At 68.3% G+C, this 24,757-nt stretch carries 15 protein-coding genes; 8 read left to right on the top strand and 7 right to left on the bottom strand.

The genetic code is table 11. The annotated features are described in order from the left end of the window. Position 1 precedes the first annotated feature (1 nt). Genes AC07VX_RS00405 through AC07VX_RS00385 form a run of 5 tightly spaced genes read right to left on the bottom strand, consistent with a single transcriptional unit; the run spans position 2 to position 11,879 of the window. Positions 2 to 2,740, bottom strand: coding sequence for an exo-rhamnogalacturonan lyase family protein (locus AC07VX_RS00405; protein WP_493163714.1), 2,739 nt, complete (start codon positions 2,738 to 2,740; stop codon positions 2 to 4). After that, the gene (locus tag AC07VX_RS00400; protein ID WP_493163715.1) at positions 2,737 to 4,395 is read right to left on the bottom strand and encodes an MFS transporter; all 1,659 of its coding nucleotides are present in this window, start codon (positions 4,393 to 4,395) and stop codon (positions 2,737 to 2,739) included. Before AC07VX_RS00400 ends, AC07VX_RS00405 begins: the two co-directional genes overlap by 4 nt. A 7-nt stretch (positions 4,396 to 4,402) precedes the next feature. Next, on the bottom strand, positions 4,403 to 5,566 hold the full coding sequence (gene bglB / locus AC07VX_RS00395; protein WP_493163717.1) for a beta-galactosidase BglB: 1,164 nt from the start codon (positions 5,564 to 5,566) through the stop codon (positions 4,403 to 4,405). A gap of 26 nt (positions 5,567 to 5,592) precedes the next feature. Next, a complete protein-coding gene (locus tag AC07VX_RS00390; protein ID WP_493163718.1) occupies positions 5,593 to 8,013 on the bottom strand; it encodes a glycoside hydrolase family 2 TIM barrel-domain containing protein in 2,421 nt (806 codons plus the stop codon). Then, a complete protein-coding gene (locus AC07VX_RS00385) occupies positions 8,010 to 11,879 on the bottom strand; it encodes a beta-galactosidase (RefSeq protein ID WP_493163719.1) in 3,870 nt (1,289 codons plus the stop codon). The genes AC07VX_RS00390 and AC07VX_RS00385 overlap by 4 nt, the downstream gene beginning before the upstream one ends. Positions 11,880 to 12,029: 150 nt before the next feature. Between AC07VX_RS00385 and ftsY the strand changes: the two genes are divergently transcribed. Continuing rightward, positions 12,030 to 13,160 (top strand): signal recognition particle-docking protein FtsY, encoded by a 1,131-nt coding sequence (gene ftsY, locus AC07VX_RS00380; protein ID WP_493163720.1) that lies wholly within the window; start codon positions 12,030 to 12,032, stop codon positions 13,158 to 13,160. A gap of 121 nt (positions 13,161 to 13,281) precedes the next feature. Here the strand turns inward: ftsY and AC07VX_RS00375 are convergent, their stop codons facing one another. Together AC07VX_RS00375 and ffh are read right to left on the bottom strand one after the other, a co-directional pair. Then, positions 13,282 to 13,827 carry a hypothetical protein gene (locus AC07VX_RS00375; RefSeq protein ID WP_493163721.1) on the bottom strand — a complete coding sequence of 182 codons (546 nt, stop codon included), beginning with the start codon at positions 13,825 to 13,827 and terminating at the stop codon, positions 13,282 to 13,284. Positions 13,828 to 13,946: 119 nt separating this feature from the next. Beyond that, positions 13,947 to 15,326 (bottom strand): signal recognition particle protein, encoded by a 1,380-nt coding sequence (gene ffh / locus AC07VX_RS00370; protein WP_493163722.1) that lies wholly within the window; start codon positions 15,324 to 15,326, stop codon positions 13,947 to 13,949. 55 nt (positions 15,327 to 15,381) lie between these two features. On the opposite strand from ffh, the gene AC07VX_RS00365 reads away from it, so the two are divergent. The 7 genes from AC07VX_RS00365 to AC07VX_RS00335 all read left to right on the top strand — a co-directional run. Further along, on the top strand, positions 15,382 to 16,260 hold the full coding sequence (locus AC07VX_RS00365) for a cytochrome C assembly family protein (RefSeq protein ID WP_493163723.1): 879 nt from the start codon (positions 15,382 to 15,384) through the stop codon (positions 16,258 to 16,260). After that, positions 16,257 to 16,499 (top strand): PP0621 family protein, encoded by a 243-nt coding sequence (locus AC07VX_RS00360; RefSeq protein ID WP_493163724.1) that lies wholly within the window; start codon positions 16,257 to 16,259, stop codon positions 16,497 to 16,499. Before AC07VX_RS00365 ends, AC07VX_RS00360 begins: the two co-directional genes overlap by 4 nt. Before the next feature lie 2 nt (positions 16,500 to 16,501). Continuing rightward, positions 16,502 to 18,181, top strand: a complete 1,680-nt coding sequence (locus tag AC07VX_RS00355) for a sensor histidine kinase (RefSeq protein ID WP_493163725.1) — start codon at positions 16,502 to 16,504, stop codon at positions 18,179 to 18,181. Continuing rightward, a complete protein-coding gene (locus tag AC07VX_RS00350) occupies positions 18,178 to 19,626 on the top strand; it encodes a sigma-54-dependent transcriptional regulator (protein WP_493163726.1) in 1,449 nt (482 codons plus the stop codon). Before AC07VX_RS00355 ends, AC07VX_RS00350 begins: the two co-directional genes overlap by 4 nt. Before the next feature lie 502 nt (positions 19,627 to 20,128). Beyond that, positions 20,129 to 23,044, top strand: a complete 2,916-nt coding sequence (locus AC07VX_RS00345) for a ribonucleoside-diphosphate reductase subunit alpha (RefSeq protein WP_493163853.1) — start codon at positions 20,129 to 20,131, stop codon at positions 23,042 to 23,044. Between the two features lie 157 nt (positions 23,045 to 23,201). Next, complete coding sequence (locus AC07VX_RS00340) at positions 23,202 to 24,362, top strand: ribonucleotide-diphosphate reductase subunit beta (RefSeq protein ID WP_493163727.1); 1,161 nt, start codon at positions 23,202 to 23,204, stop codon at positions 24,360 to 24,362. Positions 24,363 to 24,571: 209 nt separating this feature from the next. Next, on the top strand, positions 24,572 to 24,757 hold a 186-nt coding region (locus tag AC07VX_RS00335; RefSeq protein WP_493163728.1), incomplete at its 3' end, for a hypothetical protein.

The raw sequence follows: 24,757 nt of genomic DNA, 5'->3' as shown, positions 1-24,757 counted from the left end.
GTCAGTCGCTCAGCTGGTCGCCGATCAGCGCCAGGTTCTGGATGGCCGCCAGGCCCCATTGCGCCGTGTCGTTGGTGCTGATCCACGGGGCTTCGTCCACCGGGTTCAGCGCCAGCGGGCCGGCGATGCGCGTGGTCTTCAACGTCTTGTGGCCGCGCGGGTCGTCGGCCCAGAACTCGCGCCAAGCGCGCTGGGCCAGGGCCTTGTCCTGCTTGTGCTTCGCGGCGTAGGCCGACAGGCGCGAGTGGCCCACGCTCAGCACCGTGCCGCCACCGTGCGGGGCGCCGAGGGCCTTGACCTGCTGCTCGCGCGGCGCGTTGTAGAGCTCGCAGTACTGCAGCCAGGCCCGCTTGAATTCGGGTTCGTCGATCAGCTCCACCAGCTCGGCCATCATCTCGACGGCGCCGAAAACGGCGCTCAGGTGGCTGGCGCTGAGCTTGTCGCCGCTGACGTTGTGGAAGGCGCCCTCGTTCGGTCCTGTCGGTTCATAGCCGCCACTGCCGGTGAAGAAGCCATGCGGCATGGCGGCGATGCCCTGCATGCCGCGCAGCAGCTTGTTGCGCCAGCGCGCGTCGCCGGTGCGCTCCCACTCCGTCAGCACATTGGCGACGACCGAGCCCCAGTCGGTGCCGAACCCGATGCGGGCCGGCCAGGGGCCCTTGTCGACGCGGCCGGCGATCTTGCGCACGGGGTCGACCTCGTCCATCTTGCTGTCGGCGCTCAGCACCTCGCGCATCACGTCGCCGATGCGCTCATCCGCCGTCAGGTAGTAGTAGAAGCGGCGGTAGGCCGAGGTGGAGATGCGCGCCTGCTTGGCACTGCAGCCCCAGTGCTGCACGTTGTGCCGCGTGCCCAGGCCCTGGAAGCGGCCGAGGTGATAGATGTCCACCTCGCTGGTGTGGCGCACCATGGCCTCGGCGAAGCGGAAGATGTCGGCGCGGCCGGTGCGCAGGAAGCTGTACCAGAGCCACAGGTCGGGCGAGAGCTCCGAGTTGTCCCAGGCGAAGCCGCCGACGTCATAGCGCCATTCGTGGCGGTCGGCGTCGTAGGTGTGGCGGATGTCGCCATAGTCCCAGAAGCCGTACCAGTGGCGCTGCTCCGTCTCCTTCGCATAGAAGCCGAACAGGAAGTCCAGCTTGTCCTCGATCTTCCGGCGGGCGGGCGTCGAGCGGTCGGGCAGGCTCCACAGCTTGCCGAAGACGCCGGCCTGCAGGTAGCGCGACGGATGGGCGGCGAGCTGGGGCGGGGTCTGCACGGCGGCGGCCATCTGCACGAGGCGCTCGCGGGTGGGGGTTGAGGCCAGCGCCCACAGCGTGATCTCGCTGCTGCGCGCGATGCCCACCGGCGTGCCGAAGCCCTTCTCGTAGTCCTCGTAGGTCATCTCCAGGCCTTCGAGCTCCTGCTCGTGGGTCTCCATGCCCAGACCGTCGTGATAGAAGCGCAGGTCCATGGCCGGTGCCTCGGGCGAGTGCATCCACAGCGTGACCTCCGCGGCGTCGCCGACGGCGTGGCGGATGTCGATCTGGGTCGGGTGGCGCTGCCAGAAGTCGCGCAGGCCGAAGGCCACGCCGCCGCTGGCGCCGCCGATGTAGCCGCTGCCCGGCGCGCGCTTGCCGAAGGCGGCGGGAATCCAGCCGTGGCCGGCCTTGGTGCGTTTCTTGATCTGGAAGCCGTCGGCGCTGAGCTGGCTCAACGAATAGTCGCCCCAGGCGGGAATGCGGTGGTGCAGCTTGCGGACTTGCGCCCCCCACTGCTCCAGCGGCGGCGTGGCGCGGCCGGCGAGCTGGGCCTCGCGGACGGCGGCACCGGGGTCGCGGCGCAAGCCGGTCAGGTTGCGCACGCCCTCGGCCCAAAGACCGTAATCCTTGCCGACGGCCTCGCCGGCAAAGCGCACATGGCGGTCATGCAGCGCGTCGCGCATGGGCACCTCGAAGCGCAGGCCGATGCCGCGCAGATAGTCCTTGTGCTCGTCGCCGTCGAACACGAAGGTGTGCATCACGCGCAGCGACTCGGCGCCGGCGTAGAAGTACAGGCGCACCGAGAAGGGCAGCCATTCGCGGCCGGCGGCGCTGCAGTGCTGGCCGTCCACCTTGACGACGGCGCGCACCGGGCCGGTCTGCTCGACGCTGAGTTTGGTGATGCGGCTGTCGAAGCGGGTCTGGGTGACGGCACCTTGCTCGGCATCGGGCTTGTCGTCGGTCTGGGCGATCAGCGTGGCGGCGCGCAGGATCTCGCGGCCATCGCGTTCGATGCGGCTGACGAGCTGGCCACCGCTGCGCGGCAGCCGGGCCCGGATGACGCCGGTGTCGACCTCGATGAAGTCGGCGCTCTCCTTGACGCTGACGGTGGCGCCCGCTGCCGCCGTGCCTGGGCCCGGGCGGATGCTGGGCGCCGCGCCGGCGTCGATGCCTGCCGGTAAGGCATGGGCCGTCCACTTCAGCGAGCCATCGGGCCAGTGGGCCAGCGGCCAGGTCTGCAGCCTTAGGGCGCGGCCCTGGGCGTCCACGGCGTGGAAGGCCTGGGCCTTCTGCTGCTGGCCGCGCGGCCAGGGCAAGCCCAGGGTCGCACCCAGCATCAGTTCGGGCGCGGTGCTGTCCAACCAGCGCAGGGCCTCCGGGTCCGTGGCGGCGGTAGTGGCAGCCGGTGCGGGCACTGCCGCTGCGGCGGCTGTGGCCAGGCCGGTCAGGCCCAGCGGCAGGGACGCAGTCTTGAAGAAATGGCGACGGCTGAAGTCGGTCATGGGCGGGCGTGTTGGACGGGGGGCAGCTCAGACTGCGGGGCGGGGCCGGCACGGCCCCAGAGGCGGTCGTAGGACCAGCCGGTCAGGTCTTCGACGATCTGGCGGTTGGCGTCGTTCTCGGCCTCGGTGGCGCCGTTGCGCAGGCGCTCCACCTCATGCACCAGCACCGCATGCGTGCTGGCGTTGAGGCGGAAGCGCCACGAGGCCAGCATGCCCAGCACCATCATCAGCAGCGGCCCTCCGACCATCAGCGCCGTGATGGTCTGGATGGCCTCGGGGCTTTGCACGATGAGCTCGCCGGGGCGGCTCCTAGGCGAGATGTAGCCGCCCAGGTCGATGATCCAGCCGCTGGCGATGATGGCGGCGCTCTGGGCCATCTTGCGCACCAGCGTCATCACGCCGGCGAAGATGCCTTCGCGGCGCTGGCCGGTGACGGCTTCGTCGATGTCGGGCAGGTAGTTGTAGACCGACCAGGGCACGAAGTTCAGCGTGCCGCGGCCCAGGCCGGCGAGCAGGATGGGGACGAAGAGCCAGAACGCCAGGCTCAAGTTGCCGCTTGCCGGATTCAGCGCCGCGAAGAGGTTGGTGCCCAGGGCCTGGAAGCCCGCCTCGAAGCCTTCGGGGCGCACCAGGTAGAAGCCGAGGTAGAGCAGCAGCGCCGCGCCGAACAAGGCGATGGCCAGGCGGTAGGCCAGCACGGGGCCGGTGCGGATGACGATCTGGATGGCCACCATCACCGAGATCAGCTGGGCCACGTACATGACCGTCATCAGCTGCGAGATGACGAGCGTCGCGCCCATCAGCACCGTCGCCACGAAGATGGGGAAGGCGGTGTTGAAGATGTCCTGCGACAGATAGCCACCCAGGTAGATGGACAGGTGCTGGCGGAAGGCGCGGATCTTCAGCGTGGAGAACAGGTCGCGGAACATCTTCAGCGGGATGCCCCACAAGACGCCGAACTTCACCCCGCCGAAGGTCTGCGACATGACGGCCTGCTCGCGCGTGCCGTAGGGGCGCTCCCAGGTGGTCAGCACGACGATGGTGACGACAACCGAGAAGATGACGCCGAAGATCGCCGCCATCCAGAAGAAGGTGTCGGGCGAGTCCTTGCCGCCGAACTGGTTGATGAGCAGCGTGGGCAGGTAGGAGGCCAGGATGGCCGAGCTCTGCGCCACGATCATGCGGGCGCCGGCGAACCTGGCCTTGGCCTTGTAGTCCTTGGTCATTTCGGCCGCCAGCGTTTCCCAGGGGATGAGAAACATCGTGTAGAGCAGCTCGAAGAAGACGAAGGCCAGCAGGTAGTAGGTGAAGCTGTGGCCGGTGCGGAAGATCAGCGCGAAGCTGGGCAGCAGCGGGATGGTGATCAGCAGGAAGAGCTTGCGCCGGCCGATCTTGCGCCCCACCCAGGTGTGGCGCAGGTTGTCCGACACATAGCCGATCAGCGGGCAGGTGATGGCTTCGAGCAGGCGCGGCAGGCCGAGCACCATGCCCGCCTCGGCGGCGCTGAGGCCGCAGAAGGTCGTGAAGAAATAGAACAGCCAGCCGGTGATGACGGCCTGGGCGCCGGCGCCCAGCATGTCGCCGCTGCCCCAGCCCCAGTAGTTGATCCAGTTCGGCTCCCGCGCGGCGGGGTGCAGGTTCTTCGGCAGCTGCATCGCGGCCTCAGATGAAGCGGACGAGCAGCTCGCCCATCGCCAGCAGTGCCATCGCCTGGCCGAAGGGCATGGACGTCAGCGGGATGTCCTTGTATTCCTGCAGCGTGTTGAACACCGGTGTGCCGAAGCTCACCTGCGTCAGCTCGCCGGCTTCGTTGATGTGCTTGCGCACCGCCAGCGCCGCTTTCACGCCGAAGGCCTCGTAGTCGCGCGCGATGTAGCCCTTGCGGACGGCCTTCAGGATGCCGTAGGCGAAGCCCGCCGAGGCGGCAGCTTCGTCATAGGAGGTCGGATCGTCCAGCAGCGTGGGCCACAGGCCCGACGGTGACTGACATGCGCTGAGCGCCTTGACCTGGGCCTCCAGCGTGGTGATGAGGAACTGCCGGAAGGCGTCGCCCTCGGGCAGGTTCAGCAGCTCGATGAACTCCGGGATGACGATGGTGACCCAGGAGTTGCCCCGCGCCCACAGCGCGTTGGCGAAGTTGTGCCGGTCCTCGAAGGTCCAGCCGTGGAACCACAGCCCCGTCTTGCGATCGGCCAGGTATTTGATGTGGACGAGGAACTGGCGCTTGGCCTCCTCCACGTAGTGCGGGCGGCCCAACAAGAGCCCGAACTTGGCCAGCGGCAGCACCGACATCATCAGCGTGTCGTCCCACAGCTGCTGGTGGTTCACGCTGTTGTAGACGATGTGCTGGAAGCCGCCTTCCTCGGTGCGCGGCAGGTCGCGGTAGACCCACTCGGCCCAGCGGTCGATGTAGGGCAGATAGCGGCGCTCGCCGGTGCGGTCGAACAGGTAGGCCAGCGTCAGGAAGGGCGCCACCGTGTTGATGTTGCGGCTGGGCATGCCCTCGGCGAAGCGCGCCTCGAACCAACTGGTCATGATCTCCCAGGCCTTCGCGTCGCCGGTCAGTTCCCAGACCTTGTAGACGCCGTACAGGCCCACGCCGTGCGTCCACTCGAAGCCGTTCCAGCCCTTGGTGTCCAGCACGCGGCCGTCGTCCAGGCGCAGCAGGAACCTGCCGTCGGTGTCTTCGATGTTGATCAGGTTGTGGATCAGCCGATCGATGGCACCGCGGATGTCGTCGCGGTCCGCGCCGAGGTGGGCCGTGTGGTGGGCCAGCAGCGGGTGGATGCGGGAGGAATCGACAGGTTGGAGGACTTGCTTGGGCATGGTGTTGTGTCTCCGGGTACTGCTCTTTAGAGATCCAGCTCGGCCGGCGCGAGGCCGGGGGCGGTGACGCGCAGGCGCGCCGGGGTGTGGTTGTCGGTGCGGCGCAGGACGGCCAGGCCGCGGCCCTCGTAGGCGGCGTGCTCGGCAGCCTTCGGATCATCCACGTCCGCGAGGTTGCCGTTGCCGATGCCGAGGACCTCGACAGGGCCTTCGAGGGAGAAGTGCAGGCGCGAGGCAGCCTCCGGCACGCGGCGGCCCTGGGCGTCGACGATGAAGAAGGCGATCTGCTCGATGCCGCCCTTGGCCGCGGCGACGCGCTTCAGTTCGATGCGCGTGGCGGCCGTGGCCGTCTCCAGCTTGAACTCGGCGACGGCCCTGCCGTCCTTCAGACCCACGGCCTTCAGCTCGCCGGCCTGGAAGGGCAGGGTCCAGCTCAGGATGCCTTCGACCGCGTCGGCAGCCTTCTGCGTGCCGATGAGTTGGCCGTTCAGCCACAGCTGGACCTCGGGCGTGTTGGCGTAAGCCGACACGACCATGGACTCGCCCGCTGGCCAGTTCCAGTGCTCGGCCACCTTGGCGCGCTTCTGCTGGTCCAGCAGCGGCGTGCCCTGGCCGGATTGGGAGGCGATCTGCGTGGCAGAAGCCGTGGCGGCGGCGAGGTAGACGACGGGCTCCGTCGCCCACAGGCTGGCGCGGAAGGCGCCGCGCGGCTTGATGAAGCCGGCCAGGTCGAAAAGGCCGAAGTCCGCCGCGCGCTGCGGCCAGCGGCCGGCTTCACCGAGATAGTCGAAGCCGGTCCACAGGAACTGGGCGCTGATCCAGGGCGTGTCGCGCACGACGGCCCAGGCGCGGTAGTCGTGGCGGTTCTCGCTGCCGTAGATGACGCGCTTTGGGAACCTGGCGTGGTCGGCCGCGTAGCGGGCTTCCTGGTAGTTGTAGCCGGCCACGTCGAACAGCTCGCCAAAGCCGACGGCATCGCTCATCTCGACCGAGGCCATCGCCGCGGTTACCGGGCGTGTCGGGTCCATGCGGCGCACTGCGTCCACCAGTGGCTTGCCCCAGCGCACGAGGTCGCTGGCCGGGGGCGCGGCGGGGCGGTACTTGGCGCCCAGCACCGGGTGGGAGAACGGGTCGTTGGGATAGTCGATCTCGTTGCCGACGCTCCACATGACGATGCTCGGGTGATTGCGGTCGCGCCTCACCATGTCCTCGACGTCGCGCACGCTCCACTGCGCGAATTCCTCGCCATAGCCCTGGCGGCCCGGCACACCGACGTTCCAGCCGGCGATCCATTTGTTCTTGGTCGGCGTGAACTCGTCGAAGGCCTCGGCCTGCACCAGGAAACCCATGCGGTCGGCCAAGTCCAGCAGTTCGGGGGCCGGCGGGTTGTGGCTGGTGCGGATGGCGTTGACCCCGATGCGTTGCAGCTGCTGCAGCCGGCGCTCCAGCACGGCGACTGGCACGGCCGCGCCCAGGCTGCCGGCGTCGTGGTGCAGGCAGACGCCCTTGAGCTTGAGCAGCTGCCCGTTTAGCGTGAAGCCGGTGTCGGCGTCGAAGCGGAAGCTGCGGATGCCGAAGGGCGTGTCGGTCTGGTCGACGGGCTTGCCGCCGACCAGCACCGTCTGGCGCAGCGTGTAGAGGACGGGCGACTCCAGCGACCAGCGCCGGGGCTTGTCCACCGCCAGCGTCTGTGCGAGCGTTTGGCGCTGGCCGGCGGCGAGCTGGGCCTGTGTGTCGCGCGTGGCGACGACGCGGCCGTCCGGCGCGATCAGCTCGGCGCGCAACGTGAACCGGCGGGCGCTCGTGGCGGCATTGATCAGTTCCGCCTCGGCCTTCACCTCCGCCTGGGCTGCGCTGACCTTGGGCGTGGTCACGTAGCTGCCCCAGGGCGCGATGTGCAGCGCGTCCGTGAAGCCCAGCCGCGCGTCGCGATACAGCCCCGAGCCGGTGAAGTAGCGCGAGTCGGTCTGGCGCGAATGGTCCACGCGCACCGCCAGCACATTGGCGCTGCCGTCGGTCTTCAGGTAGGGCGTCAGCTCGAACTGGAAGCTGCTGTAGCCATAGGGCCGGCCGCCCAGGTAGTGGCCGTTGAGCCAGACCTGGGCGTGGTCGTAGACGCCGTCGAAGCTGATGCGGGCGACGCGGCCCTGCTGCGAAGCGTCGATGGTGAAGCTGCGGCGGTACCAGGCGATGCCGCCAGCGGCGTAGCCGTTGCCGCTGCCGAACTCGGCACGGAAGGGCTCGTCCATGCTCCAGTCATGCGGCACGCGCACGGTGCGCCAGCCGCTGTCGTCGAAGGCGGGGTTCATCGCTGCGCCGGGATCGCTTTTCTGGAAGCGCCAGCCGCTGTCCAGCAGCTGCACTTGGCGCTGGGCGAGCACGGTGCCGGCCACCAGCGCCAGCGCGATGCCGGCGGCGAGCACGTTCAATCGGGCGGCGGCGTTCATCGCTGCAGGTTGCGCGGCTGGGCCACGGCTTCCAGCGGCACGCCGCCACGGGCCACGGCCAGAGGCACCAGGCGCACGGCTTCGGGTGCGTTGGCCGCCTGGCCGTCGGTGGTGACGGCCAGGGTCAGCGTGTTGTCGCCGTTCGGGTTCAGGATGCCCGGCGGCAGCACGAACACGCGTTGCGGGCCGATGTGGGCGATGAACTGGCCCAGGTTCCAGCCGTTGAGGAAGATCAGTGCGCGGTTCTCGACCTCGGAGCGCGCCTTGCTCGTGTCCCCGAAGGCCAGGCCCAGCTGCACATCGTGGCCTTGTGGCAGATTCAGCGTGAAATTCGTGCGCAGCCAGTAGGTGCCTGGGGCGGGCGGTGCGGCGTTGGGCGTTGTGGTGTCCCAGCCGGGCTGCGTTTTGGCGGCGTCGACGGGCAGATGCCAGCCCATGCGCTCGCCATGCAGGCCGCCGTTGTTCATGGGGCCGCGCACGAGGTCGGCGATGTCCTCGCCACCCTTGTTGCCCTGGATCTTCCATGCGACGGGCGTGGCGAAGCGCTGACCACCGCGCGGCGACAGCGACGCGGCGATCAGTCCGCGCGCCTCCTTGTGGGCGTCGTCGGCGAACAGGTCCCAGTTGTGCGAGTTGTTGCGCACGACCACCGAGAGTACATGCTCGCCCGCGGGCAGGTCCTTCAGCCACTGCTTGAAGGTGTCGGTCGTCTCGGGGAAGGGGCGGCCGGTGTCGTTCTCCTGCTGGCCGAGGAATCGGCCATCCAGCCAGACCTGGATCATGCCGGCACCACCGGCGCCGAAGAACAGCTCCAGTTGCAGCGGCTTGGCGTCCGTCGTCGTGAAGCGGCCGCGGTACCAGACGTCGCCATGGTGGAAGCCGTAGTCGCTCATGGCCAGCACGGGCTGGCCCTTGTCGGGCGCGGTGTAGACGTTGGCGGCGGATGCGCCGGCGTCGGCCTGGCGCCAGGCGCTGTCGTCGAACTTGGGATCGGCCTCGAGGGAGTCGAAGCGGCGGGTCCATGTCAGCTGCGCCAGATCAGGCAGCGTGATCGCGTCGGGGCCGGGCAGGGCGGCGCGGGCGCTGAGGCTGAAATCCTGCGCCGCCGTCGCGACCGCGTGGCCGTTGAAGCTCAGTGCGTCGATGCTGTCCGGCGCCCAGGCGCGCAGCGTGCTGGGCATGGTCGTGTCGCCGCTGAGCTTCAAGGTCTTGCCGTCGATGGCTGCCGAGCGGATGAGGGCGGGGCTGCGCACCAGCACGCCCTGCAGGCGCCAGAACTCCTGCGCTGTCTTCTCGTCTGCGATCAGCAGCATCAGGGGCGCACGGCCGGCGCCGCTGATCAGCACTTCGATGAGGCCGCGGTGCTGGTAGTTCAGCCGCAGGTCGCCGCTCCTGGCATCCCAGTTCACCTGGGCCTGGCCGCGCAGCAGCTTCACGGTCGGCCGGGCGGCGTAGCGCAGCACCGTCTCGCCGTCGTCGCCATGGCGGCCGTAGAACAGCGCCAGATCGCGCGGACCTTGCTGCAATTGCGTCTGCAGCTCGCTGGTGCTGTAGACGAGGTGCTGGCGCTCCAGTGCGTAGCTGGCCAGCAGCATCTTGGCGTCCTGGCCGGTGAGCGTCAGCTTGCCAGCCTGCGGCACTTGGTAGCTGCCGTCCCTGGTCTGCAGCCTGAAGCCAAAGGCCTCCGTTCCAGCCAGCTGGTTGTGCTGGGCCAGCAGCACATGGCTGCCTAAAGCCTTGTTGATGTTGTGATACAGCCCGACCTTGGCGTTGCCGGGGTCCAGCACCTCGCCCTTGTCCATCTGCGCGAGCACGGGCGCGGCCGCCTGCACGAAGCTGCCCATCTGCTTGAGCACCAGGGCCTTGTCGCGCATCACGCGGGCTTCGCTGATGGGCGAGCCGTAGTCGTAGCTGGTGTAGACGATGGGCCCCGGCTGCCAGCCCCAGCTGGTGCCGCCATAGGCCATGTAGATGGAGTGGATGGTCAGCGCGTTGATGAGGCTGCTGCCGTAGAACACGCGCGCATAGCCGCCGCCCTGGCGCTGGGCCGTACACTCGTAGGTGCCGTTGCTGCCCCAGTAGTCGAACCAGCCCGCGCCGATCTCGGCGACGAAGCCTGGCGTGTTGGGCGAGGCCAGGGACCCGACCTTGGGATAGTTCTTGCCGTAGATGCCCCAGTCCGGTGCCGGAGCCGGCGTGCCGGGTTGGCCATCGACGCTGCAGACGCCGCCGGGGTAGCCGTCGAAGGCGTAGAGGTCCGTCGGGCCTGGATTGGCGAAGGGCGCGGTGGAGTTCTTCGGTGTCCAGTCCGGCAGGCGCGAGGCGGCGTTGTGGAACAGGGGCACGGTGATGCCGTCGGCGCGCGCCTTGTCCGCCAGGTGCTGCATGTGGCGGATGTTCTTGGGCTGGACCGAGAACAGCTCGTTCTCCAGCTGGTAGGCGATGACGGTGCCGCCACCGTTGGTGATCTGGTGGCGGGCCAGGATGGCGTTGATCTGCGTCATCCATTCGTCGGCCGCGGCCTGGTACTCGGCGGCGTCGGTGCGGGCCTCGGCGCGCTGGCGCAGCAGCCAGCCGGGGAAGCCGCCGGCGGTCAGCTCGGCATTGACGTAAGGCCCCATGCGGGCGATGACGTAGAGGCCTTCTTCCTCGGCCATCTGGATGGCGCGCTCGATGTTGCGCACGCCGGTGAAGTCGTAGTGGCCGGGCTTGGCCGAGTGGTAGCCCCAGCTGAAATAGAAGGACACGGCGTTGAGGCCGGACGCCTTCATCTTCTGCAGCACGTCGCGCCACAGGCTGGGCGAGGGCAGGCGAAAAGGGTGGAACTCGCCGGCGAAGATCATCTCGCGCTTGCCGTCGATGATCAGCGAGTGGCGGTCCCAGGCGATGGCCTTGGGCTTGTTCCTCGGCGCCGTCGTGCGCTCCAGCTGCGCGGTCTCTTCGGAGATCACGGTGAAGTGACGCACCGTGCCCGACACGCCGCCCAGCTCCCTCTTGGGCGTCCAGGTCTTCAGGCCGTCGAAGCTGTCGGAATACCAGTAGCGCTTGGTCGTGTAGTCGTCGAAGTAGATGCGCCAGCCCGGCTTGCCATCGACACCTTGGATGGGCACCAGCGCCTGGCCTTCCGACGGTCCGCCCCAGCCGGCCCAGTCGCCGGTCTTCTCGAAGGTCCAGGGGCCGTCCAGCGACGGTGCGGTCGCCAGTTCGATGAACTTGGTGGTCTCGTTCTTCGTGAACGCGACGTAGCGGCCTTCGTGCTGGATGACGAAGGTGTCGATGGTGTTGTTCTCCAGACCCTTCATGGGCACCGGGTCGGAAAACTTCGTGAAGCCGGCATCCAGCGCCTTCACGGAGTAGGCGGCGAAGGGGCCTTGCGTGCCGGTCCTGGACAGGCTGACCACCAGCTTCAGGCTGCCGTCGGCTTCGCGGAACCACTCTGGCGCCCAGACGTTGGAGACACCGGGCAGCTTCACCGGTACGTCGGCCAAATGCGTCCAGTGCTTCAGATCGGCCGACCTGGCGATGCCGAAGGTGGAGCCCGACCAGTTGGTCGTGTAGGCGATGTAGTAGAGGCCATCGGTGGCCCGGATGATGGACGGGTCGCGCAGCAGGTCCCGGGGCGGCTGGTAGACCTCGGAGCCCAGCGACGTGAAGGTGACGCCGTCGTTCGATGTGAACAGGCTGAGCTTGTCCTGCGAGGTGGCCATGAAGGCCGACATCAGGAAGGTCCGCTCGGCTTTCACCACGGACTTGACCGCGAGAGCCGGTGTGCTGACGGCCGTGGGGGGCAGCTGGCCGGGCAGATCCTGCGCCTGGAGGGCACTGCTCGACAACAGCGCAGCCAGCCAGACGGCGGTGCGGGGCATTGGTGCAAACGGCAAGGCAGCGGGCATAGCGGACCGGGAGTGCGGGAAGCCTGAATCAGTGTCACCCGGTTTGTCAGCGCCAAAAAATCAAGCGCGTGCGAGAAAGGGCCGCCAGAGGGGTGTTGCGAGGGCAGGCGAAAATGGCGGCCTATGTTCAGTTTCTTCAAGAAGGCGCCCCCGCCTCCCGCGCCCGCTGCCGAGGCGCCGGCCCTGCTGCCCGAAGGCTGGGTCACCAAGCCCGCCAGCAAGCCCGCGCCGGCGGCCGTCCCGGTCGTCGCACCCGTTCCGGCTCCTGTGGTCGCACCCGTCGCCGCACCCGTGCCGGCACCCGTCGTCGTCTCGGCACCGTCTCCTGTCCCCGCTGCCGCCCCGGCGCCGGCGCCTCGCGCCAGCTGGATGGACCGGCTGCGCAACGGCCTGCGCAAGACCGGCAGCAGCATTGCCGGCGTCTTCAGCGGCACCAGGATCGACGATCAGCTCTACGAGGAGCTGGAAGAGGCCCTGCTGCTGGCGGACGCCGGCGTCAAGGCCACGCAGTTCCTGCTCGACGACCTGAAGCGTCGCGTCAAGGAGGTCAAGGCCAGCGATCCGCAGGCCGTGCGCGGCTTGCTCGTCGACGCGCTTACCGAGCTGCTGTCACCGTTGGAGAAAGGGCTGGAGGTGGGCCGCTTCACGCCCACGGTGATGATGGTCGTCGGCGTCAACGGCGCCGGCAAGACGACCAGCATCGGCAAGCTGACCCGCCACCTCGCCGAGGCTGATCAGAAGGTCTTGCTGGCCGCTGCCGACACCTTCCGCGCCGCAGCGCGTGAACAGCTGGGCGTGTGGGCCGACCGCGCCAAGGTCGAGATCATCAGCCAGGAGGGGGGCGACCCGGCGGCCGTGTCCTTCGACGCGGTGAATGCCGGCAAGGCGCGCGGCGCCGATGTCGTCATCGCCGACACCGCCGGCCGCCTGCCGACGCAGATCCACCTGATGGAGGAGCTGAAGAAGATCAAGCGCGTCATCGCCAAGGCCCAGGAAGGCGCGCCGCACGAGGTGCTGCTGGTGGTGGACGGCAACACCGGCCAGAACGCGCTGAACCAGGTCAAGGCCTTCGACGAGGCGCTGGGCCTGACGGGGCTGGTCGTCACCAAGCTCGACGGCACGGCCAAGGGCGGTGTGCTGGCCGCCATTGCACGCGAGCGGCCCGTGCCGGTCTACTTCATCGGCGTGGGCGAGAAGCTGGAAGACCTGGAAACCTTCAGCGCGCGCGAGTTCGCGCGGGCGTTGCTGGAATAGCAAGCGGGCCGGGCGCCGGACCGCCCCAAGCCTGCCCGCCCGGCGGTGTGCTTGCGGCTCAGCGCCGCGGGCCGCAGTGCGGTCTGCAGGGCCGGCCAACGCAAGCCTTGGTCGAGGGGCGTCAGTGTTCAGCGTGCGGCGTGTCGGCGTAGTAGCCGTCACCGCGCGTCTTGGGGAAGAGCCTGTCGCGCAGCCGGTCGTTGGCGTCGTTCTGCCATTCCCGGTCCCACAGCGTGACCTTGAGCTCGGTGGCGCCCAGCACCCGCATCAGCCGCTCCCGCTTGCGGGACTGGCGCGCCTGGTCCTCGCCCACCGGCATGAGGATCACCGAGCGCACATAGCCGTGCTCGTCGCACAGCGCGAAGTCGGCCGTCAGCAGCCCCGTGCGCGACAACCATTCGCGGTAGGAATACTGCTTGGGCACGCTGACCAGCTTGTGCAGCGGCACATGCGCGAGCAGGAAGCCCTTGGGGTGCTCCAGGGCCAGGGCCTGCGCGATGCATTTGTGGGCATGGCGTTCCGCGCTCACCAGCACCCGCGTCGCCGTGGGCGGCCAGTGCATGACGGTGTCGGAGGCCTCGGTCTGCTTGGCGCGATGGGTGTCGCGTTGGCCGGTCAGGTTGTCGAGCCAGGCGCCGACGGCGCGGGGGAGGTGGAGGTTGAGCATGCGCGCGACGCTATCGGCAGCGGCGGCGCTTGACCATGCCCGGCTGTCCCTCGACCCTGGGACCAAGTGTGAGCACTTGTGTCGCCGCTGACGGAAGACTGTCGGGCAGCCTTCCCGGGTCACATGCCCGGCAGGCCCTTCATGCCGCCCATGCGCTTCATCATCTTCATGAGGCCGCCGCCCTTCATCTTCTTCATCATGCCCTGCATCTGGTCGAACTGGTTCAGCAGACGGTTGACGTCCTGGATCTGCACGCCGGCGCCCGCGGCGATGCGGCGCTTGCGGCTGGCCTTGCTCTTGCCGTCCATCAGCAGCGCGGGCTGGGCGCGTTCCTTGGCCGTCATGGCGCGCAGGATGCCTTCCATGCGCTTCATGTCGCGCTCAGCGCGGTCCATGTCGGCCTGGCCCGGCTGCTTGTTGCCCATCATGTTCTGCGGCAGCTTGTCCATCAGGCCACCGAGGCCGCCCATCTTCTTCATCTGGGCGATCTGCTGCAGGAAGTCGTTGAGGTCGAAGCCGCTGCCGCTCTTCAGCTTCTCGGCCATGGCCTGGGCCGAGGCCAGGTCCACGCTCTGAGTGACCTGTTCCACCAGGGCGACGATGTCGCCCATGCCCAGTACGCGGCCGGCATGGCGGTCGGCGTCGAAGACCTCCAGGCCGTCGATCTTTTCCGAGACACCGGCGAACTTGATCGGCGCGCCGGTGATCTGGCGCACCGACAGCGCCGCGCCGCCGCGCGAGTCGCCGTCGAGCTTGGTCAGGATGACGCCGGTCAGCGGCAGGGCTTCCTTGAAGGCCTTGGCCGTGTTGATCGCATCCTGGCCCTGCATGGCGTCGACGACGAACAGCGTCTCGACCGGGTTCAGCGTCGCGTGCAGCTCCTTGATCTCGGCCATCAGCGCTTCGTCGATGGCGAGGCGGCCAGCGGTGTCCACCAGCAGCACGTCGAAGAAATGGCGCTTGGCGTAGTCCAGCGCGGCCAGGGCGATGTCGCGCGGCTTCTGGTTGGGTTCGGAAGGGAACCATTCGCCGCCGGCCTGCCGGGTGACCGTCTTCAGCTGCTCGATGGCCGCGGGGCGGTAGACGTCGGCGGAGACCGTCAACACCTTCTTCTTGCGCTTCTCGATTAGGTGCTTGGTGAGCTTGGCGGTCGTCGTCGTCTTGCCGGCGCCCTGCAGGCCGGCCATAAGGATGACGGCGGGCGGCTGGGCGGCGAGGTTGATGTCGGCCACGCCCTCACCCATGGTGGCGGCGAGTTCCTTGTGCACGACCGAGACCAGAACCTGGCCCGGATTCAGCGAGCCGACGACCTCCTGGCCGAGCGCCTTCTCCTTCACGCGGGCGATGAAGTCGCGCACCACCGGCAGGGCCACGTCGGCCTCCAGCAGGGCCATGCGCACCTCGCGCAGCATGTCCTGCACATTGCTCTCGGTGATGCGGGCCTGGCCGCGCATCGTCTTCACGAGGCGACTCAGGCGGTCGGTGAGGTTGGAAGCCATCGTTGGGGAGGGTTGGACCGGCAGAACGCGCGGAACCCAAAAGTACACTGCAGCCATGAGTTTATCGCCCGCTCCCCTCGGAGACGCTGCTGCCGGCGCGCAAGGCCTCGGGCCGGGTCTGGTGCTGGCCATTGCCAGTGCGTTGGCCTTGCTGGGCTATGTGTGGGTCGGGCTGCTGCGCGCCCGCGCCGCCGAGGGCGACGTGGTGGTGCGCCGCCCGCTGCGCTCGGTGCCGCCGATGGCCATGGCCTGGACGGCGCAGTTCGTCGCCCTGTACATCGACATCAGCGGCTATGGGCTGGCCACGCCGGGAGCGCGCTTCGGGTTTGCGCCGGCGCTCTCGATGACGACCTGGCTGGTGCTGACCGTCTATCTGGTGGAAAGCCGCTTCCTGCCGTTGCACAGCGTGCGCCGCGTGCTTGCTTGGCTGGCCGCCGCCGCCGTGCTGCTGGCCTGGAGCTTTCCCGGCGAGAGCCGGCCGACCGCCGCCTCGCCCTGGGCGCCCCTGCACTGGGTGCTGGGCTTGGCGTCCTACGGGCTCTTCGGCGTGGCCGTGCTGCACGCCGCGCTGATGAATCGGGCCGAGACGCGGCTGCGCCAGAAGCAGGCCACGCCTGGCGGCCTGCCGCTGCTGCAGCTGGAGCGGCTGACCTTCCAGTTCGTGGCCGCGGGCGTGGGTGTGCTGTCGCTGGCCATCTTCCTCGGCTGGTGGTTCACGCCGACCTGGAAGTGGGACCACAAGAACCTGCTGGCCGTGCTGGGCTGGCTCGTGCTGACTGGCCTGCTGGTGGGCCGGCGCATCTATGGCTGGCGCGGCCGACGCGCCACGCGCTGGCTCTACGCCGGTGCGGCCCTGCTGCTGCTGTCCTATGCCGGCTCGCGCTTCGTGCTGGAGGTCATCCTGCAACGGGCGGTCAACGGAGTCGGTGCTTGAAATACCTGTTGCTGCTGTTGCTGCTGGGCGGCCTCTTCCTCGTGCTGGGTGCCCGGCGCGGCCGGCCGCGCGAGCCCGAATCGCGCGCGCCCGCGCCACCGGCAGCGCCGCAGGCCATGTCGCGCTGCGCAGAGTGCGGCGTGCATCTGCCGGCGGACGAGGCGCTGCCGGGCAAGGGCGGCATGTTCTGCAGCGCGGCGCATCGGGCCAGCTTCGAAGCCCGCCAGGGCCAGGCTTGAGCGTGAGCAGCCTCGCCGGCGAGGGCAGCTGGTTCGTCGAGTCCACGCCGGCCGAGCCGGCCGAGAGCAGCGCCAGCTTCGAGCGCCTGTACCGCGCCTTCCTGGCCGCCCGCGCGGCGCTGGGCCTGGCGCTGATCGCGGCCCAGCTGATCGCGGCGGCCCTGTCCACGCCGCCGGCCTCGTCGACGCTGGGGCTGAGCGCCTCCTATGCAGCCGCCGCGGTGGCGCTGTGGTTGCTGCCCCAGCTGCGCCGCGGCGCGTCGGCGCGCAGCCTGGCTCGCATCAGCAGCCCCCACTGGTGGAGCGCCATCGGCGTCGACCTGATCCTGTTCGGCGTGCTGCATGCGCTGGACCCCAGCGGCGTGAACTACGGTGCTTTGTTCGTGATGCCCGTGCTGATGGCGGCCGTGCTGAGCCCGCGCCTGCTGGCGCTGGCCACAGCGGCGATGGCGACGCTGGGCCTGCTGGGTGCGGCGGGCTGGTCGTTGCTGTCGGGCGCGGACGTGGGCCTGAAGACGACGCAGGCCGGCCTGGTGGGCAGCGGTCTGTTCGCCGTCAGCCTGCTGGCCGGCGAGCTGAGTGCGCGGCTGGCGCGCGAGGAAAAGGCCGCGCGCGGCAGCCTGGCGCTGGCCCGTCAGCAGGAGCTGCTGAACCGTCTGGTCATCGACGAGATGCAGGAGGGCGTGCTCGTCGTCGACCGGCGTGGCCGGGTGCGGGCGATGAACCCGGCCTCGCGCGCACTGCTTGGCGCAGCCAGCGGCGAGCTGAGCTGGCAGCTGCGCGGCCGGGCCGACTGGCAGCCTCTGGTGCTGGCGCTGGAAAGCGCCTATGCCGGTGGCGCGGGCGGCGCGGGTGCGGAGGTGGACGTGGCGCTGCCCCTGGCCAGTGGCGCCAGCCGCAGCCTGCGCCTGCGCCTGCGCTTCACGCGCCAGCGCGAGGGCAGCGAGGAGCTGTGCGTGCTCTTCGTCGAGGACAACCGCGAGTTGCTGGCGCGCACCCGCCAGGAGAAGCTGGCTGCGATGGGCCGGGTGTCGGCCGGCATCGCGCACGAGATCCGCAACCCTCTGGCGGCCATCGCGCAGGCCAATGCGTTGCTGGCCGAGGACGTGGGCGGCACGCGCGCCGAGCAGCTGACCCAGATGGTGGCCTCGAATGTGCAGCGGCTCAAGCGACTGGTCGACGACGTCAGCGAGCTGGCGCCCAGCGTGCAGCCCGACACTCAGGCCCTGGATATCAGCGCCCTGGTGCAGGAGGCCTGCGAGGACTGGGCCTATGTCAACAACATCGTGGCCGGCGATGCGAGCCGCCTCCGGCTGCAGATCGCCTCGCCCGGCCTGATGGGGCTGTTCGATGCTGAGCACCTGCGCCGCGTGCTCGTCAACCTGCTGGACAACGCACACCGGCATGCCGACCCCGGCGCCGGCGCGATCCAGGTCGTGCTGGCCCGGCAGGGCGATGCGCTGGACCTGGTCGTGCGCAGCGTCGGCGCCCCGGTGCCGCCCGAGATCGAGCGCCATCTGTTCGAGCCCTTCTTCTCGACGCGCAGCCGCGGTTCGGGCTTGGGCCTCTATATTTGCCGTGAACTGTGCGAGCGCCACGGCGCCGCCATCGACTACCGCCGTGCATCCGAGGCGGCCGCCAACGAATTCAGCGTTCGACTGCGCACCCCTCAATCCGCATGACTTCTGCTGCCCCCCCCCCGCGCCTGCTGGTCGTCGACGACGAGCCCGACCTGCGCACGCTCTACGAGCTGACGCTGCTGCGCGAGGGCTACGAGATCGACAGCGCCGGCTCGGTGGCCGAGGCGCTGGACCATCTGCAGGCCGGAACCTACAGCGCGGTCATCACCGACATGAAGCTGCCCGACGGCTCGGGCCTGTCGCTGCTGCGCTGGCTGGAGCAGGCCGGGCGGCCGGAGAAGGCCATCGTCATCACGGCCTTCGGCTCGGCCGAGAACGCCGTCGAGGCGTTGAAGGCCGGCGCCTACGACTACCTGACCAAGCCGGTGGATTTGCGCCAGTTCCGCCTCGTCGTGGGCTCTGCGCTGGGGCGCGTGGCGGCCGAGCCGGCGCCCGTGGCGAAGGAGGAGGTCGCGGCGCCGGCCTCGGCCCTGCGGTTGGTTGGCGAATCCCCGGCCATCCGTGCCGTGCGCTCGCTGATCGACAAGGTGGGGCGCAGCATGGCGCCGGTGTTGGTGCAGGGCGAGTCGGGCACCGGGAAGGAGCTGGTGGCGCGCGCCATCCATGACCATGGCGCGCGCGCCGGGCAGCGCTTCGTCGCGGTGAATTGCGGCGCCATTCCCGAGAACCTGCTGGAGGCGGAGTTCTTCGGCTACCGCAAGGGCGCCTTCACCGGCGCCAACGAGGACCGCGAGGGCTTCTTCCAGGCGGCCGACGGCGGCACGCTCTTCCTGGACGAAATCGGCGACCTGCCGCTGGCCATGCAGAGCAAGCTGCTGCGGGTCATCCAGGAGCGTTCGGTGCGCCCGGTGGGGGCGACTGCGGAGACACCCATCAATGTGCGCATCCTCAGTGCGACGCACAAGGATCTCGGCGCCGAGGTGGCCGGCGGGCGCTTCCGCCAGGACTTGTTCTACCGCCTCAACGTCATCCAGATCCGCGTGCCGCCGCTGCGCGAGCGGCTGGAAGACCTGGGGTTGATCAGCACCCGGGTGCTGGCCCGCATCGCCCAGGACGCCGGCGTGTCGCCTGCGCCGAGGCTGACGGCTGCCGCGCTGCAGACCTTGTCGCGCTACGCCTTCCCCGGCAACGTGCGCGAGCTGGAGAACCTGCTGCACCGCGCGCTGGCCCTGGCCGGTGGCGAGTGGATAGACGCCGACGACCTCGGCCTGCCCGATACCTTGCTGGACGAGAGCCGCAGCGAATCGCAGTTCGCCTCGCTGGAAACGCCGGTGGCCGCCGAACCAGTGGCCGAGGGGCTGTCGCTGCCGGAGCAACTGCCCAGCGATCTGGCGCGTTATCTCGACGAGGTCGAGCGCGCCATCCTGCTGCGCGCGCTGGAGCTGCACCGCTTCAACCGCACGGCGGCGGCGGCCAGCCTGGGGCTGTCGCTGCGGCAGATCCGCTACCGCATGGCACGGCTGGCGATCTCGGCCGGCGACAGCTGAGGCGAGAAAAATCCCTCTCGGGATTTGCCCTGCTTGAATCCGTCACGAGGACTGATTGGCGGCGGGTGTTGCGCGCCGAAATGCAGCAACGGCGCGGGCTGGCGGCCCGCTTCAGCCCGCTAGCCCAATGCCCATGCGGGCCGTGGCGGACAAGCCCCGATCTGATCGGGGCAAGGTGCACGACCGGCTGCTTTTCCGGTCAAGCGCCGGCCAGGGTTTGACACTAGCGGTAGTGCTTGAGGGGGGCGAGGGCCATAGATATAGTGTCCCTTCGTGTTATCCTGCTGACCCAGTCGACCCCCATGCCCATCCCCTCGGAATCGCTGTTCGCTGTGGCCAGGCCGCAGCGGCAATGCACCCGAGGCCCAAGCCGGAATGCCGGCTTGGCAGTGGACCGGCAGGGACGAAATACCCCAACTGAACCAACGCGCGACGCGCCGACCCGGACCCGGGTTGCTGCCGCGCATTTGCCCGTCATTTCTCGATAAAGGATCCCCTCATGCTGCAAGAAGCCGCCACGGGCCAGGCCGCCCCCGCCGCCTCGCTTTCCCCGGTATCGCCGGTTGCGTTTGGATCCGACGCACAAGCCCCCACCGCCCCGACGCTGACGACCTACCAGGCTTACCAGATCATTCGCCGCAACGGCGCCGTGGTTTCGTTCGAGCCGAGCAAGATCGCCGTCGCGCTGATGAAGGCCTTCCTGGCTGTGCACGGCACCAGCGGCGCGGCCTCGGCCAGCGTGCGCGAGACGGTCGAGCAGCTGACCCAGAACGTCGTGCGCGCGCTGCTGCGGTCGCGCCCGAGCGGCGGCACCTTCCACATCGAAGACGTGCAGGACCAGGTCGAGCTGGGCCTGATGCGCAGCGGTCACCATGAAGTCGCCCGCGCCTATGTGCTGTACCGCGAGCGCCGCGCGCAGGAGCGCGCCGCCCAAGGCGAAGCCGCCCGCGCCGCCGAGCCGCAGCTGATGGTGGTGGACGGCGGCGAGCGCCGCCCGCTGGACCTCGGCGCGCTGAAGTCGCTGATCGCCTCGGCCTGCGAGAACCTGGGCGCCGACGTGAAGCCCGAGCCCGTGCTCGCCGAGACCCAGCGCAACCTGTACGACGGCGTCGCCATCGACGAGGTCTACAAGGCTGCCATCCTGGCCGCGCGCACGCTGATCGAGAAGGACCCGGGCTACAGCCGCGCCACCGCCCGCCTGCTGCTGCACACCATCCGCCGCGAGATCATTGGCGGCGAGGTCACGCAGGCCGAGATGCAGGCGCGTTATGCCGAGTACTTCCCCGGCTACATCAAGAAGGGCATCAAGGCCGAGCTGCTCGACGAGAAGCTGGGTCAGTACGATCTGGCCAGGCTGGGCGCAGCGCTGAAGGCCGAGCGCGACCTGCAGTTCGACTACCTGGGCCTGCAGACCCTGTACGACCGCTACTTCCTGCACATCGAAGACGTGCGCATCGAGATGCCGCAGGCCTTCTTCATGCGCGTGGCCATGGGCCTGGCCCTGGGCGAGATCGATCGCGAGGCCCGCGCCATCGAGTTCTACGAAGTGCTGTCGAGCTTCGACTTCATGAGCTCCACGCCGACGCTGTTCAACGCCGGCACGCGCCGCTCGCAGCTGTCGTCCTGCTACCTGACGACCGTGTCCGACGACCTGGACGGCATCTACGAGGCGCTGAAGGAAAACGCGCTGCTGAGCAAGTTTGCCGGCGGCCTGGGCAACGACTGGACCCCGGTGCGCGCGCTCGGCTCGCACATCAAGGGCACCAACGGCAAGTCGCAGGGCGTCGTGCCCTTCCTGAAGGTCGTCAACGACACGGCCGTGGCCGTGAACCAGGGCGGCAAGCGCAAGGGCGCCGTCTGCGCCTACCTGGAAAGCTGGCACCTGGATATCGAAGAGTTCCTGGACCTGCGCAAGAACACCGGCGACGACCGCCGCCGCACCCATGACATGAACACGGCGAACTGGATTCCCGACCTGTTCATGAAGCGCGTGCTGGAAGGCGGCGACTGGACGCTGTTCAGCCCCTCCACCTGCCCGGATCTGCATGACAAGTTCGGCAAGGCCTTCGAGGAGGCCTATGTGGGGTATGAGCGCAAGGCGGACAGCGGCGAGCTCAAGCTTTTCAAGCGCATGCCGGCCAAAGACCTGTGGCGCAAGATGCTCTCGATGCTGTTCGAGACGGGCCACCCCTGGATCACGTTCAAGGACGCCTGCAACGTGCGCAGCCCGCAGCAGCATGTCGGCGTCGTGCACTCGTCCAATCTGTGCACCGAGATCACGCTGAATACCAACGACAGCGAGATCGCCGTCTGCAACCTCGGCTCCGTCAACCTGGCCCAGCACATCAAGGATGGCCAGATCGACCAGGCCAAGCTGAAGAAGACCGTGCGCACGGCCATGCGCATGCTGGATAACGTCATCGACATCAACTACTACGCCGTCAAGAAGGCGCGTGATTCCAACCTGCGCCACCGTCCGGTGGGCCTGGGCATCATGGGCTTCCAGGATGCGCTCTACCAGCTGCGCACGCCCTACGCGAGCCAGGCCGCCGTCGAGTTCGCCGACCGCTCGATGGAAGCCGTCTGCTACCACGCCTACTGGGCGTCGACGGAGCTGGCCGAGGAGCGCGGGCGCTACAGCAGCTACAAGGGTTCGCTGTGGGATCGCGGCATCCTGCCGATCGACTCGCTGGACCTGCTGGCCGAGGCCCGCGGTGGCTATGTCGACGTGGACCGTTCGACCTCGATGGACTGGGACGCACTGCGCGGCCGCATCGCCACCTACGGCATGCGCAACAGCAACTGCGTCGCCATCGCGCCCACGGCCACCATCTCCAACATCATCGGCGTCGACGCGTCCATCGAGCCGTGCTTCGGCAACCTCTCGGTCAAGTCCAACCTGTCGGGCGAGTTCACCGTCATCAACGAGTCCCTCGTGCGTGACCTGAAGGCGCTGGGCCTGTGGGACGACGTGATGGTCATGGACCTCAAGCACTTCGACGGCTCGTTGCGCCGCATCGACCGTGTGCCTGAGGACATCAAGGCGCTGTACGCAACGGCCTTCGAAGTCGACACCGTGTGGCTGATCGAAGCCGGCGCGCGCCGCCAGAAGTGGATCGACCAGGCGCAGAGCCTGAACATCTACATGGCCGGGGCGTCGGGCAAGAAGCTCGACGAGACCTACAAGCTTGCCTGGCAGCGCGGCCTGAAGACGACCTACTACCTGCGCACCATCAGCGCCACGCAGGCCGAGAAGAGCACCGTCACGCGCTCGGGCCAGCTCAATGCGGTGTCCAACAGCGCCGCGCCGGTGATGGCTGCGACGGCCGCGCCTGTCGCCGCCGTCGAGCCGGAACTGCCGGCGACGGACATGAAGTTCTGCGCCATCGACGACCCAGGTTGCGAGGCCTGCCAGTAATCGAAGCGGCAGCGTCGACATGTATAGACAAGTTGGCGCTGCTTGTTTTCGATGCCCTCGCGCAACAAAGATTGCGCGAATGATGCAAATAGCAGTTGCTGGTTCTTGTTGATTTGCACCAGCACTGCCGATAATTCGAAGTGATAGGAAGCAAACCATGCTGGATTGGGACGAAGACCTGAAGTCCACTGATACCTCTGCCGCGAAACCCCTCGCGGCCATGCCTTCGGCGACAGCGTCGCACGGAGCTGCCAGCGTCTCGATGCCCGCCCCCCAACTGTCCGGTGAACCCACGACCGCGCGTCGCGTGAAGGCTGCCGACAAGCGCATCATCAACGGCCAGACCGACGTCAACCAGCTGGTGCCGTTCAAGTACAAGTGGGCCTGGGAGAAGTACCTTGCCACCTGCGCCAACCACTGGATGCCGCAGGAGGTGAACATGAGCCGCGACATCGCGCTCTGGAAGGACCCCAACGGCCTGACCGAAGACGAGCGCCGCATCATTAAGCGCAACCTCGGCTTCTTCGTCACCGCCGACTCGCTGGCCGCCAACAACATCGTGCTGGGCACTTACCGCCACATCACGGCGCCCGAGGCTCGCCAGTTCCTGCTGCGCCAGGCCTTCGAAGAGGCGATCCACACGCACGCCTACCAGTACATCGTCGAGAGCCTGGGTCTGGACGAGAGCGAGATCTTCAACGCCTACAACGAGGTGAAGTCGATCCGCGACAAGGACGAGTTCCTGATCCCCTTCATCGAAGCGATCATGAAGCCGGAGTTCGTCACCGGCACGCCCGCGGCCGACCAGACACTGCTGAAGTCGCTCATCGTCTTCGCCTGCCTGATGGAAGGCCTGTTCTTCTACGTTGGCTTCACGCAGATCCTCGCGATGGGCCGCCAGAACAAGATGACGGGTGCGGCCGAGCAGTACCAGTACATCCTGCGCGACGAGTCCATGCACTGCAATTTCGGCATCGACCTGATCAACCAGATCAAGCTTGAGAACCCGCACCTCTGGACGGCCGAATTTAAGGCCGAGATCAAGGCGCTGTTCCTCAAGGCCGTCGAGCTGGAATACCGCTATGCCGAGGACACCATGCCGCGTGGCGTGCTGGGCCTCAACGCCTCGATGTTCAAGGGTTATCTGCGCTTCATCGCCAACCGCCGTGCGGTGCAGATCGGCCTCGAAGCCCTGTTCCCGAACGAAGAAAACCCCTTCCCCTGGATGAGCGAAATGATCGACTTGAAGAAGGAACGCAACTTCTTCGAGACCCGCGTCATCGAGTACCAGTCGGGCGGGGCGCTGAGCTGGGACTGATCCCCCGGCCTCAACAAGATCAAGACCTGGCCAATGCAGTCACCGAGCGAAACCCGCATCAACACCCTTGAGGTGGCGGGGCTGCATGGCGATCCCATTCACCGTACCGAGGCGTTCCTCCTGAGCGACTCTCGGACGGTGAATAACCGTATCTGCACGGACCGGTCCGTGTGGGACGGTGACTTTTCCACTTGATCAAGGAGAAAACCATGGCAACTGCGAAGACCCCGGCCAAGGCCGCACCGAAGAAGGCCGCTCCGGCCAAGAAGGCCGCTCCGGCGAAGAAGGCCGCTCCGGCGAAGAAGGCCGCTCCGGCCAAGAAGGCCGCTCCGGCCAAGAAGGCCGCTCCGGCCAAGAAGGCCGCTCCGGCGAAGAAGGCCGCTCCGGCCAAGAAG

The organism is Roseateles sp. GW821-FHT03B02 (assembly GCF_059421025.1).
Note: the sequence above shows the minus strand (reverse complement) of the source record. Positions and strands in the feature narration are given on the sequence as shown.